Annotated in this window: 14 protein-coding genes; 8 read left to right on the top strand and 6 right to left on the bottom strand. The window is 63.5% G+C overall.

Annotation, left to right across the window (positions count from 1 at the left end; genetic code table 11):
- Positions 1-29: 29 nt before the first annotated feature.
- From EGJ22_RS05360 to EGJ22_RS05350, 3 genes are all read left to right on the top strand, one after another.
- Complete coding sequence (locus tag EGJ22_RS05360; protein ID WP_009686099.1) at positions 30-368, top strand: hypothetical protein; 339 nt, start codon at positions 30-32, stop codon at positions 366-368.
- A gap of 146 nt (positions 369-514) precedes the next feature.
- Complete coding sequence (locus tag EGJ22_RS05355; protein WP_003247486.1) at positions 515-1,003, top strand: TIGR00645 family protein; 489 nt, start codon at positions 515-517, stop codon at positions 1,001-1,003.
- A gap of 127 nt (positions 1,004-1,130) precedes the next feature.
- Positions 1,131-1,748, top strand: a complete 618-nt coding sequence (locus tag EGJ22_RS05350; RefSeq protein WP_009686101.1) for an FKBP-type peptidyl-prolyl cis-trans isomerase — start codon at positions 1,131-1,133, stop codon at positions 1,746-1,748.
- Between the two features lie 113 nt (positions 1,749-1,861).
- Here EGJ22_RS05350 and EGJ22_RS05345 read toward each other — a convergent pair whose 3' ends face one another.
- The 3 genes from EGJ22_RS05345 to EGJ22_RS05335 form a co-directional block, all read right to left on the bottom strand.
- Positions 1,862-2,107, bottom strand: a complete 246-nt coding sequence (locus EGJ22_RS05345) for a hypothetical protein (protein ID WP_009686102.1) — start codon at positions 2,105-2,107, stop codon at positions 1,862-1,864.
- An 83-nt stretch (positions 2,108-2,190) separates the two neighbouring features.
- Positions 2,191-2,532, bottom strand: a complete 342-nt coding sequence (locus EGJ22_RS05340; RefSeq protein ID WP_009686103.1) for a zinc ribbon domain-containing protein YjdM — start codon at positions 2,530-2,532, stop codon at positions 2,191-2,193.
- A 167-nt stretch (positions 2,533-2,699) separates the two neighbouring features.
- Positions 2,700-3,668 (bottom strand): polyprenyl synthetase family protein, encoded by a 969-nt coding sequence (locus EGJ22_RS05335; protein ID WP_029884883.1) that lies wholly within the window; start codon positions 3,666-3,668, stop codon positions 2,700-2,702.
- Positions 3,669-3,912: 244 nt separating this feature from the next.
- Here EGJ22_RS05335 and rplU point away from each other — a divergent pair, with 244 nt between their 5' ends.
- From rplU to EGJ22_RS05310, 5 genes are all read left to right on the top strand, one after another.
- Positions 3,913-4,227 (top strand): 50S ribosomal protein L21, encoded by a 315-nt coding sequence (gene rplU / locus EGJ22_RS05330; protein ID WP_029884882.1) that lies wholly within the window; start codon positions 3,913-3,915, stop codon positions 4,225-4,227.
- Between the two features lie 38 nt (positions 4,228-4,265).
- On the top strand, positions 4,266-4,523 hold the full coding sequence (gene rpmA / locus EGJ22_RS05325; protein ID WP_003247464.1) for a 50S ribosomal protein L27: 258 nt from the start codon (positions 4,266-4,268) through the stop codon (positions 4,521-4,523).
- 188 nt (positions 4,524-4,711) lie between these two features.
- Positions 4,712-5,938 (top strand): Obg family GTPase CgtA, encoded by a 1,227-nt coding sequence (gene cgtA, locus EGJ22_RS05320; protein WP_029884881.1) that lies wholly within the window; start codon positions 4,712-4,714, stop codon positions 5,936-5,938.
- A gap of 85 nt (positions 5,939-6,023) precedes the next feature.
- A complete protein-coding gene (gene proB / locus EGJ22_RS05315) occupies positions 6,024-7,142 on the top strand; it encodes a glutamate 5-kinase (protein ID WP_009686107.1) in 1,119 nt (372 codons plus the stop codon).
- 22 nt (positions 7,143-7,164) lie between these two features.
- Complete coding sequence (locus tag EGJ22_RS05310) at positions 7,165-7,608, top strand: CreA family protein (protein WP_161892746.1); 444 nt, start codon at positions 7,165-7,167, stop codon at positions 7,606-7,608.
- Between the two features lie 134 nt (positions 7,609-7,742).
- Here EGJ22_RS05310 and mksF read toward each other — a convergent pair whose 3' ends face one another.
- The 3 genes from mksF to mksB are packed head-to-tail and all read right to left on the bottom strand — an operon-like array spanning position 7,743 to position 12,557.
- Positions 7,743-10,574 (bottom strand): Mks condensin complex protein MksF, encoded by a 2,832-nt coding sequence (gene mksF, locus EGJ22_RS05305; RefSeq protein ID WP_029887540.1) that lies wholly within the window; start codon positions 10,572-10,574, stop codon positions 7,743-7,745.
- Positions 10,571-11,278: an Mks condensin complex protein MksE gene (mksE, locus tag EGJ22_RS05300; protein WP_009686110.1), complete on the bottom strand. Its 708-nt coding sequence runs from the start codon at positions 11,276-11,278 to the stop codon at positions 10,571-10,573. Before mksE ends, mksF begins: the two co-directional genes overlap by 4 nt.
- Positions 11,268-12,557: an Mks condensin complex protein MksB gene (gene mksB, locus EGJ22_RS05295; protein WP_009686111.1), complete on the bottom strand. Its 1,290-nt coding sequence runs from the start codon at positions 12,555-12,557 to the stop codon at positions 11,268-11,270. Before mksB ends, mksE begins: the two co-directional genes overlap by 11 nt.
- Positions 12,558-12,604: the final 47 nt, after the last annotated feature.

Genomic DNA, 12,604 nt, shown 5'->3' with positions numbered 1-12,604 from the left:
GAACAAGGCTCATTGGAGGGGACGCGGCCATGCGCAACCTCAGCCTCACACGCCAGTGCCTGGGCCTGGTGACCCGCATCGAATGCAGCATTCGCCCATTGGCCGGCGACACCGGCATGTGGACCTTGCTGTTCGCCGCCGGCATGGCCGGTGAACAACCCTCTGCAATCAAGGCCCAGGGGCCGTTCCATGGGCCAATGGTGGCCGAGTCGGTGCTGCATGCCATCGTCGACAGCCTGACCCTGCACGGGTACCAGGTGGCAGAAGACCCGCAGATCTGGTGCTTGCACCTGCAGGCGCAGCTGCGCCGGATCAACGGCGAGCGCTGCCGGAACCTGGGGGATTACCAGTTTCATCCGGAGACCTGAGCGTACGCTGGGGTGCTTTGCGGGCCGATCGCGACGCAAGGCCGCCCTACAGGGGGTCGTGGTCGCCTGGATCGGGCTTTTGCTGCAACAGGTGGCTGGCTATACTCGCCGTCGCTTTTTTAGTCATCTGATGAGTCCCGAACTTCATGGAACGTATCCTCGAAAACGCGATGTATGCCTCGCGCTGGCTGCTCGCCCCGATCTACTTCGGCCTGTCACTCGGCCTGCTGGCCCTGGCGCTGAAATTTTTCCAGGAAGTGGTCCACGTCCTGCCCAACGTCTTCGCCCTCAGCGAAGCCGACCTGATCCTGGTGATCCTGTCGCTGATCGACATGTCGCTGGTGGGCGGCCTGCTGGTGATGGTGATGATTTCTGGCTACGAGAACTTCGTCTCGCAACTGGACATCGACGAAAGCAAGGAAAAACTCAACTGGCTGGGCAAAATGGACTCTTCGTCGCTGAAGATGAAGGTGGCCGCATCGATCGTGGCCATTTCGTCCATTCACCTGCTGCGCGTGTTCATGGACGCACAGAACATCTCCACCGACTACCTGATGTGGTACGTGATCATTCACATGACCTTCGTGGTTTCGGCGTTCTGCATGGGCTACCTGGACAAGCTGACCAAGCACTGAGTTGTACAGGGCTGTTCGCGCGCGCAGCCTTCGGCCTGGTAGCTGCTCGCGGCGGCCCAGTGTGCTAGGCTGCTCGCCCTTTTCATCAAGGGCGCGGCTGCACTGCGCCCTGCAGTGGAGCACGACAATGTCCGAACTCAACCTGTCCACCGACGAAACCCGCGTCAGCTACGGCATTGGCCGTCAGCTGGGCGGCCAGCTGCGCGACAACCCACCACCAGGCGTCAGCCTGGAAGCGATCCTGGCCGGCCTGACCGACGCTTTCAACGGCGCCGACAGCCGCGTCAGCGAAGCCGACCTGTCGGCCAGCTTCAAGGTCATCCGCGAAGTGATGCAAGCCGAAGCGGCGGCCAAGGCCGAAGCCGCTGCTGCCGCGGGCAAGGAATTCCTGGTCGAGAACGCCAAGCGTGACGGCATCACTACCCTGGCTTCCGGTCTGCAGTTCGAAGTGCTGACTGCCGGCGACGGCGCCAAGCCAAGCCGTGAAGACAACGTGCGCACGCACTACCACGGCACCCTGATCGACGGCACTGTGTTCGACAGCTCCTACGAGCGTGGCCAGCCGGCTGAATTCCCGGTCGGCGGCGTGATCGCTGGCTGGACCGAAGCCCTGCAGCTGATGAACGCAGGCAGCAAATGGCGCCTGTACGTGCCGAGCGAGCTGGCTTACGGCGCCCAAGGCGTGGGCAGCATCCCGCCGCACAGCGTGCTGGTGTTCGACGTCGAGCTGCTCGACGTTCTGTAAGATCGCCGGGGCCGCTTTGCGGCCCATTCGCGGGCTCGCCCGCTCCCACAGGTGTCGCGTTAGCAGTACTTGTGGGAGCTGGCTTGCCAGCGATGAGGCCGGCGCTGCCAACCTCAATTCCAATCCGTTCCCCCGGGGCGCAACGCCCGCGCATAGCAGAACAGAAACAGATTCCGCACCAGCTCCTTCAATACCCCCGGTTCACTCGAATTCAACCCGCTCATGTCCAGGTCGCCCTGATCACGCAGTTCGTCGAGGGCTTCTGCTTCGAGTACCGCGCACACCTCGCCGGTTTCCCGATGAAGAATGCGCAGGTAGGGGTGAGGGCGGTCCAGCCAGGCGTCGATCAGATAAGTCATGGCTACTCTCCTTGGAAATCGATTCCAATGAGAATAATTCTTATTATCAGAATAGCAAGCGCCAATTGGCGGAATTCATGGAATCAGACTTTGCGAACGAACTCGGACTTCAGCTTCATGGCGCCGATGCCGTCGATCTTGCAGTCGATGTCGTGGTCGCCATCGCACAGGCGGATGTTCTTGACCTTGGTGCCGACCTTGACCACCAGGGATGAACCCTTGACCTTCAGGTCCTTGATCACGGTGACGGTGTCGCCATCCTGCAGGATGTTGCCGACCGAATCCTTTTTCACCACCTCGTCGCTGGCAGCCTCGGCATCGCCGCTGGCCGACCACTCGTGGGCGCATTCAGGGCAGATCAGCTGAGTGCCATCCTCATAGGTGTATTCGGAATTGCATTTCGGGCAGGGTGGCAGAGTGCTCACTTCGGTTCCTCAAACAAACAGACGGGCGGTAGAAAGCCCGCATTGTAAAAGGTATTTTTCCAGAAGGGATTATGTCCGGACAAAAGCAACCGCGGGCTTGCCCGCTGCCACAGTGTCGGTATCAACCTGTGGAAGCGGGCAAGCCCGCGAAGAAGCGGCTCGGTGTGTCAGTGCGTGCGCGCGACTGCAAACTCGCTCAGCTCAACCAGTGCATCGCGGTACTCGCTGGCTGGCAGCACCTCAAGGCATGCAATGGCGCGCTTCACGTAATCACGAGCCAGCTCTGCGGTGTACTGCAGCGCACCCGATTCCTCGACTGCCACGCGAATCTGCTCCAGGTCTTCCAGGCCGCCCTTCTGAATGGCCTGGCGCACCAGCGCCGCCTGTTCGGCGGTGCCTTCGCGCATGGTGTAGATCAGCGGCAGGGTAGGCTTGCCTTCGGCCAGGTCGTCGCCAACGTTCTTGCCCAGCGTCTGCGAGTCGCCCTTGTAGTCCAGCAGGTCGTCGACCAGCTGAAAGGCCACGCCCAGGTGGTCGCCAAAGGTTCGCAGGGCTTCGCGCTGCGCGTCCGTGGCTTCGGCCAGCGCCGCGGCGCTGTGGGTGGAGGCTTCGAACAGCATGGCCGTCTTGCCCCGGATGACCTCCATGTAGACTTCCTCGGTGGTGCTGGCGTCGCGTACCCGCGACAGCTGCAGCACCTCACCCTCGGCAATCACCCGGGTGGCCTTGGACAGGATCTGCATGACCGGCATCGAGCCCAGCTCGACCATCATTTCGAACGAGCGCGAATAAAGGAAGTCACCCACCAGCACGCTCGGCGCGTTACCCCACAGGGCATTGGCGGTGGAACGGCCGCGGCGCATGCCGGACATGTCGACCACATCGTCGTGCAGCAGGGTGGCGGTGTGCAGGAACTCGATGGTGGCAGCCAGCAGGCGCAGGTCGTCGCCTTCACGGCCCAGGGCCTTGCCACACAGCAGGACCAGCAGGGGGCGCAGGCGCTTGCCGCCGGCGGACGTGATATAGTCGCCGATCTTCGATACCAGCGGCACGCGCGAGGTCAGCTGCTTCTTGATGATCTCGTCGACGGCGCTGAAATCATCAGCTACCGCGCGGTAGAAGGTTTGGGGTTGCATCGGCTGCTCCAGTGAGGTTGCGCGGCATGCTAGGTCGCAGGTCCCGGTGTGTCAAGGCGCGGTGCCAGCTGGCCGGGGGCGGCACTTGCAAGCAAAACCGTGGTTGCGTACAATCGCGCACCCTAACTTCCTGGGCAGCACCTGCCTTACGCAATTGCGCCGGGCCGTTCCAGCCCTGTGCAGCCATGCCAGCCAATACTCATCATATAAAGCGCTGGGTGAGCAGGATTATCGGAGAAATACCATGTCTTACGCAGTAATCGTTACCGGCGGCAAGCAGTACAAAGTCGCTGAAGGTGAATTCCTCAAGATCGAAAAACTGGAAGTCGCCACTGGCGAATCCGTGACTTTCGATCGCGTCCTGCTGGTCGCCAACGGTGAAGACGTCACCATCGGTGCTCCAGTTGTTGCTGGCGCTAAAGTAGTGGCCGAAGTCGTTTCGCAAGGCCGCCACGACAAGGTTCGCATCATCAAGTTCCGTCGTCGTAAGCACCACATGAAGCGTATGGGCCACCGCCAGTGGTTCACCGAGATCAAAATCACCGGCATCCAGGCTTAATCCCCTAGATCCCCTGAATTTATTTGGAGAATTGAACCATGGCTCACAAGAAGGCTGGTGGTAGTACTCGTAACGGTCGCGACTCAGAATCGAAACGCCTTGGCGTGAAGATGTATGGCGGCCAGGTTATCAAGCCAGGCAACATCATCGTCCGTCAGCGCGGCACCGAATTCCACGCTGGCTACGGCGTTGGCATGGGCAAGGACCACACCTTGTTCGCCAAGATCGAAGGCGTGATCAAGTTCGAGAAGAAAGGCGAGTTCATGCGCCGTTACGTGAGCATCGTCGCCGCTTAATCGCGACGTCGCTCCAGAAGCCCCGTCATGCGACGGGGCTTTTTCGTTTGTGGTGAGCCTCTTGCAAAGCTGTTTGTCTGGGTTGCCGGCGTTGGTTTCTACGGTCGTACGGGGCCGCCGCGCTCATTTTTGCAAGAGCCTCATGTTTTTGAGTCATTCAGCTCGTCTGCCGACGAGAGGCGGTTTTAATGAAGTTTGTTGACGAAGTATCTATTCGGGTCAAGGCCGGTGACGGCGGCAACGGTTGCATGAGCTTCCGTCGCGAGAAGTTCATCGAGAACGGTGGCCCCAATGGCGGGGATGGCGGTGACGGCGGCTCGGTGTACATGGTTGCCGACGAAAACCTGAACACCCTGGTCGACTACCGCTACACCCGTCACCACGAAGCCCAGCGCGGCGCCAACGGCGGCAGCACCGACTGCACCGGCAAGAAGGGTGAAGACCTGTTCCTGCGTGTGCCGGTCGGTACTACCGTGATCGATGCTTCCACCCAGGAAGTGATCGGTGACCTGGTCACCCCGGGGCAGAAATTGATGGTCGCCCAAGGCGGCTGGCACGGCCTGGGCAACACGCGCTTCAAGTCCAGTACCAACCGGGCACCGCGCCAGACCACCCCAGGCAAGCCGGGTGAGCAGCGTGACCTGAAGATGGAAATGAAGGTGTTGGCCGACGTGGGCCTGCTGGGCCTGCCAAACGCCGGCAAAAGCACCTTCATTCGCTCGGTTTCGGCCGCCAAGCCGAAAGTGGCCGATTACCCGTTCACCACCCTGGTGCCGAACCTGGGTGTGGTCAGCGTCGACCGCTGGAAGAGCTTCGTCATCGCCGACATCCCCGGCCTGATCGAAGGTGCTTCCGATGGCGCCGGCCTGGGTATCCGCTTCCTCAAGCACCTGGCCCGCACCCGCGTGCTGCTGCACCTGGTGGACATCGCGCCGCTGGACGAGAGCAGCCCTGCCGACGCAGCCGAAGTGATCGTCAACGAGCTGACCCGCTTCAGCCCGTCGCTGGCCGAGCGTGAGCGCTGGCTGGTGCTGAACAAGGCCGACATGGTCATGGACGACGAGCGCGACGCACGCGTGCAGGAAGTGGTCGAGCGCCTGCAGTGGGACGGTCCGGTCTACGTGATTTCGGCCATCTCCAAGCAGGGCACCGAAAAGCTCAGCCACGACCTGATGCGCTACCTCGAAGACCGCGCCGACCGCCTGGCCAACGACCCGGCCTACGCCGAAGAGCTGGCCGACCTCGACCAGCGCATCGAAGACGAAGCCCGTGCCCAGCTGCAGGCCCTGGACGACGCCCGCACCCTGCGTCGCACCGGCGTCAAGAGCGTGCACGACATCGGCGACGATGACGGTTGGGACGATGATTTCGAGGACGACGAAGACGGCCCGGAAATCATTTACGTGCGCGACTGACCGGTTGCAGTACACTAAACGCCGCTCTCTGGAGCGGCGTTTTTGTATCCACGGTATCTACAGATTCGACATAGGTTGGAAGAAGATGCGAAGCAAGGTGACGGGCGCCAAGCGCTGGGTCGTGAAGATTGGCAGTGCTCTGCTGACCGCCGATGGCAAGGGCCTCGACCGCGGGGCCATGGCCGTTTGGGTCGAGCAGATGGTCGCGCTGCGTGAGGCGGGCGTGGAGTTGGTACTGGTGTCCTCCGGGGCCGTTGCTGCCGGCATGAGCCAGCTGGGCTGGACCTCGCGACCGAGCGCGATGAACGAGCTGCAGGCCGCTGCGTCGATCGGCCAGATGCGCCTGGTGCAGGCCTGGGAGTCGAGCTTCGGCGAGCACGGCAAGCACACCGCGCAGATCCTGCTGACCCATGACGACCTGTCCGACCGCAAGCGTTACCTGAACGCCCGCAGCACCCTGCGTACCCTGGTCGACCTGGGTGTGGTGCCCGTCATCAACGAAAACGACACCGTGGTCACCGATGAAATCCGTTTCGGCGACAACGATACCCTGGCGGCGCTGGTGGCCAACCTGGTCGAGGCCGACCTGTTGGTGATCCTTACCGACCGTGATGGCATGTTCGACGCCGACCCGCGCAACAACCCCGAGGCCCAGCTGATCTACGAAGCCCGTGCCGACGACCCGGCGCTGGATGCCGTGGCCGGCGGCACCGGTGGCGCGCTGGGCCGTGGCGGCATGCAGACCAAGCTGCGCGCCGCGCGCCTGGCGGCCCGCTCGGGTGCCCACACCATCATCATCGGTGGCCGCATCGAGCGCGTGCTCGACCGCCTGAAGGCTGGCGAGCGTCTGGGGACCTTGCTGTCACCCGAGCGCGGCATGCTCGCGGCGCGCAAGCAGTGGCTGGCTGGGCACTTGCAAACCCGTGGCACCCTGGTGCTGGATGCCGGTGCCGTGCAGGCGCTGCGCCAGGCCAACAAGAGCTTGCTGCCGGTGGGGGTGAAAACCGTGCAAGGCAGTTTCCGCCGTGGCGAGATGGTGGTGTGCGTCGGCCCGGACGGTGCAGAGGTCGCCCGTGGCCTGGCCAACTACAGCGCCTTGGAGGCGCAGAAGATCATTGGCCAGCCTTCGGATGCCATCGAGAGCACCTTGGGCTACATTGCGGAGCCAGAACTGGTGCACCGCGACAACCTGGTTCTGGTCTGAGGGTTTGGCTGTGTTGAAAAGGATGATTGCCGTTGCCGCGTTGGCTTTGCCCATGCTGGCCGGGGCTGAGGAAATCGGCCAGGTGTCCACCGTGTTCAAGTTCCTTGGGCCGAACGACCGCATCGTGGTGGAAGCCTTCGACGACCCCAAGGTCGAAGGTGTGACTTGCTACCTGTCGCGGGCCAAGACGGGCGGGGTGAAAGGCGGGCTGGGCCTTGCCGAAGATCGGGCGGAGGCCTCCATCGCCTGCCGCCAGGTCGGGCCGATCAGCTTCAAGGGTGAGCTCAAGGATGGCGAGGAGGTGTTCAAGGAGCGCACCTCGCTGGTGTTCAAGACCATGCAGGTGGTGCGCTTCCTCGACAAGAAGCGCAATACCCTGGTGTACCTGGTGTACAGCGACCGCATCGTCGAGGGCAGCCCACAGAATGCGGTGACGGCGATTCCGATCTTGCCTTGGGCGCAGTGATCGCCTGGTAGATGGCCGGGAGGCCTTTGGCCTCCATCGCGACGCAAGGCCGCTCCCACAAAGGTCCTGCATATGCCGGTCAATGTGGGAGCGGCCTTGTGTCGCGAAAGGGCCGCAAAGCGGCCCCAGGTTCCTCAGGCCAACTCTTCGGCCTGGTCCTCACGCACAACCGCTTTCACCTCATCCAAGCGGCTGATGAACTTCCAGTCCGCCTCGTCGATGTAGATGCCATTCGGCCCGCTGCCACCTTCCAGGTCGATCGCCACACGTGCCGATACCTGGGGCTTCACGCTCGCCAGAATCGGCACGAAGCCCAGCTGCAGGCTGGTTTCCAGCAGTGCCGCCTGGTTGCGCTCGTCGATGTCGGCCGCTTCGTCCAGGTAGTACGGCAGGCGAATACGGCCGGCCAGGTCGCGGTCCATCAGGTGCAGCAACAGGTACATGTTGGTCAGCGCCTTGATGGTCATGGTGGTGCCGTTGGAGGCCGCGCCATCGATGTCGGCATGGATGACCGGCTGGCCGTTGACCTTGGTGATCTCGAACGCCAGCTCGAACAGGTCCTTCAAACCCAGTTGGTTGTGGTTGGCCGCCACCAGGCGCGCCAGGTACTCCTTGGCCTCTTCGTTCTTGTTGTCCTGCTCGGCGCTCTGGGTCAGGTCGAATACCGACAGGGTTTCGCCTTCCTCGTACTGGCCGGCACTGTGGATGATCTGGTCGATATGCTTGAGCGCTTCCTTGTTCGGCGCCAGCACCACGCGGAAGCTTTCCAGGTTGGATACCTGGCGCTTGTTGATCTCGCGGTTGAACAGCGCCAGCTGGTGCTCGAGGCTGTCGTAGTCGCTGCGGATGTTGCGCAGGGTGCGGGCGATGTCGGTCACCGCCGCGCGGCGCGCCTTGGCCAGGGTCAGGGCTTCGTCGGTGCGGTGCGCATAGGCGTTCACCAGCAATTGCAGGCGGCGCTCCATGTCGTCTTCACTGTCGAACTTGGCCACGCCTTTCAGGCGCACCTGGGCATACAGTGCCTCGATCTGGTTATCGACGCGCTGCAGGCTCTGCCAGCTGTCCTGGTAGTCGTTGAGCAGCGGCAGCAGGTTGTCCATCGAATCGTCGATGGCTTCCATGAAAGGCGTACCGTAGGGCAGGTCGGCCGGCAGCAGTTGGCGGCGGCGCAGGGCGTCTTCCAGGGTGCGCTGCTTGGACTCCAGGTCGCCGAGCTGGCGGCCGACCAGTTGCAGCTTGGCCGACAGTTGCTGGACGCGTTCGGTGAACGCGTCGCTGGAGCGCTTGAGCTCGTCCTGGGCGGCTTCCAGTTGCGACAGTTGCTCGAGTTTTTCCGGCTCTTCGGCCGCGAGGGTCTGGCTGCGGCGGTAGTCTTCCAGGGCCTTCTGGGCGTCCAGCACTTCCTGATACAGGGTTTCGGTCTGGGCCTTGGAGGCCGAGCGGTCGGCGGCTACGGCCTGCTGGGTCTTGAGCTGTTTCAGCTCTTTCTCCAGGCGCTCTTTCTGGTCGCGCAGGGCGGCGCGGTCGGCCAGGGCCTGCAGGGCCGGCGGGTCGATGTTGGTCAGGTCGATGGCCAGGCCCGGCGCCTCGAAGCGCTCGCCCTTGAAGCCGTCGAGCACCGCTTCCAGCGATTTTACCCACAGGTCGCTGTCGTCCAGCTCGATGCCGCGCTCGCCCAATGGCAGGCTGAACAGCGCACCGTTGAACAGGCGCATCAGGCGGTCGACGTCCTGCTGCGAGAACTCTTCGCGCAGGCGCGCATAGCTGTTGTTGTCGGCATGGTCGAGCTGCTGCTTGACCTGCTTCAGGCGCTTTTCCAGGTCGCGCACACGCTCGTCGAGGTCTTCGGCGCTGAACTGCCGCGACTGGGCCAGGGCACCGGCCAGTTCGTCGTGCGCGTCCTTGGCTGCCAGCAGTTGCTGCTCCAGCACCTTCACGTCATCGACCAGCGCAAAGCGGTGCTTGAGGGCCGACAGCTCACCCAGCCAGCGCTGGATACCGGTGATTTCGCGCTCCAGGCGCATCAGCTCCTGGGTGCCGCCGCGCTGGTCGTTCTGCAGGCGGTCCTGCTCGCCACGGTAGTGCTCGGCCTGGATCACCAGCTCTTCCTTGCGCGCCATGGCGTATTCCTGCCAGGTGCCCAGCAAGGTGTCGAGCACCGGGGAAATGCGGTGCAGCTTGCCGCGCAGGATGTCACGCTGGGCCACGCCGCCCGCCAGCGCCTCGACCAGCGGGCCGGCCGCGACCAGGGCGTTGTAGTCCTGTTCCATGCGGCGTACGTCGCGGAAGGCCTCTTCGCAGGCGGCGATGTAGTCAACGCTGCCCGAGCGCAGGCTGTGCTCGAAGGCATCGAGGAACAGTTGCTTGAGCTTGGCCGCAGTGATCTCGCGCATGTGCAGCAGGTTGATGAACAGTGCGCGGAAGGTTTTCAGGCTTTGCTCGCTGGTGGAGCGCAGCGGGATCATGGTCAGGTCCAGCGGCACCGACGTGTGGCCGCCGACCAGCAGCCGGCGCAGCTCGTCGGGCTTGACCTCGTAAGCCTTTATGCCCAGGCGCTCGAGGTTGGTGAAGAGCTCTTTCTGGCGCAGGCAGGTGTCGTTCTTCTGGTAGTGGGCCAGGTCCAGTTCGCCCTTGTAGGCGAAGAACTGGTGACCGAAACCACCGCCCGGCCCGCGGCCGACCACGCCAATCACGTGGGGGCCATGGGGCAGGCTCAGTTCGCAGAGAATGTACGAGGTGTCGCTGGCAAAGTAGAAGCGGCGCGACTGCTCGAGGCTGTACTTGCCGAAGCTCATGTCTGACATGCGTGCCAGGATCGGGAACTGCAGCGCGTTGATCGACGCCGATTTGCCCAGGTTGTTGGCGCCGTAGACCGACAGCGGGTGCTCCAGCGGGAACAGGCCAAGGCTGTAGCCTGCAGTGTTGAGCAGTGCGAAGCGGCGGATGCCGTAGCGTTCCTGGCTCATGCGTCAATCTCCTGTTGCTCTTCGCGGATGGCCCGGGCCAGGGCGTCCTCTTCGCTTTCCTCGCCCTCGAACGGCGTGAGGTCCAGCGGGTCGTCGGTGCGGTTGAGTTCTTCGGGGCTTTCTTCCTCGACCAATACCGGGGTCGGCAGCGGCAGGTCGCTGTGCAGCGTGGCGGCCAGGTCGCGGTCCTGCTGCACCGACAGGCACACGTCGAGGAAACGGTGCATGGGCGGCAGGAAGCGGTAGATGCCGCCTTCTTCGTGGGCGAAGCCCAGCTGGGTCATGCGCCGCAGGATCTTCTCTTCAAGCTCGTCGACGGTCTGCACCTCGGCCTGCAGGAACAGGTCGCGGTACTTGTCCAGCAACGAGGGCAGCTCGTCGCGGCCGATACTGCCGCCGTCCAGCACTGCCATGGGGTCGCGGCCCTGGTCCGCCAGGTGCTCGACCAGGATGAAGGTGAACAGCGACAGGCGTTGCGCGGTCTTGTTGACCTGCGCCGCGGTCATGTCCGGCACGAAGTAGTAGAAACCACGGGTGTCGCACACCAGCTCGAAGCCCAGGGCCTTGAACAGGGTGCGGTACTGGTCCTGGAAGTTCGACAGCTGAGCGTACAGCTCGGGGTCGCGACGGCTGATGTGGAAGCCTTTGAACAGCTCGCGAAAGATCGGCGCGAGCTGGGACAGTTCGGAAAGATCAAGATGCATGGGCTGGGCTCGCGTTGGGGTCGGTAGGCGCGCTGTTGGCGTCTTCGCGGCTGGAGGTCAGGGCGAACGAGCGCAGGCTGACCAAGTGTTCCTGGGTGGTGTACTCGCGCCGGTCCAGGCGTTCGCGCTTGAAGCGCTTTTCCCGCGACAGGCGCGAGAACCAGTACAGCAACTCGTCGGTGGCGCCTTCGGGCTCCTGCTCCAGCAGCCAGACCATCAGGTCGGGCAGGGGCAGCGCCTGTTCGCAACGTTCGGCCATTTCCTTGACCGTGCGTGGGGCGCGGGGCAGGGCACCGGACTGCGTCTTGTGGGCCTTGGGGAAGCGCGCCGGCTTGGGCTCGAAGCGGGCCAGGGCGTACACGTAGGCTTCGACCTGGCTGGCACTGCCGAGAAAGGTGCTTTGCGGGCGGGTGAACATCGGCATGGCCGCTTGCGGCACGGCATCCAGGCCCTTGCGCCGGATCACCGACAGGGCCAGTGCGGCGCCACGGGTCACGGCGTTGTGCCGACGGGCTTCTTCGCGCAGCGGCAACAGCAGTTCGCGGGCGTGGCGCAGGGTGAGCTGAGCGTTGGTCTGCATCTCCAGGATGCGCGCATGGGTGCGCAGCAGCATGTCGTCATCGACCAGGTGGCCCAGGCGCGCCTGTTCGCCCAGCAGCTTGAGCAGCACGGTCTCGACCTTGCGCACGCCTTGCTCGAAGGCGCCGTCGGCGTTGACCAGCTGGATCATCGGCTCGACGTACTCGTCCCAGGTGGCCAGGACCTCGGCATAGCGCTGGCGCAGCGGGATCTGGCGGTTGCTGGTCTTGGCCCGTTCGGCCACGGCCACCAGCGCCTGCTCGTCGTTGTCGAGCTTTTTGAGCACATCGCGCACGCGCATGTCGAGCAGGCGCAGCTGGCGCGCCAGGTCGTCGCTGTCGCGGTTGTCGAAGGCATCCTGGATGTGCCCGGCAAGGCGCTCCAGGTGGCGCAGGTAGGCTTCGATCTCCAGGCACAGGCCCAGCCGGTGCTCGCGGCGCAGGTAGGCGAGAAAGTCGTGTATCTGCGCATTGAGCTCGAAACGGTTCGGGCTTTTGGCCACCGGGACCAGGATGTCCAGGCGGATCCACACGTCGAGCAGCTGGGTGATGTCCTGCGGGGTGCTTTCTACTTGCTGGCGGGCCACATGCTGGCGCAGCTCGACCAGGCTCAGGGTGCCCTGGTCGAAACGCTCGCACAGCGGCTCGATCAGGGCCCAGTGTTCGGCTAGGGCGCGCAGGACGCGCTTGGGTTCGATCATTGGCTTCGACTCGTTGCCAAGAAAAAGGGGCGATTGTACTGCATCCG

The sequence above is a fragment of the Pseudomonas sp. p99-361 genome, assembly GCF_003935475.1.
Taxonomy (GTDB): Bacteria; Pseudomonadota; Gammaproteobacteria; order Pseudomonadales; family Pseudomonadaceae; genus Aquipseudomonas; species Aquipseudomonas juntendi.
This window is presented reverse-complemented; position numbering and strand designations above follow the sequence as displayed.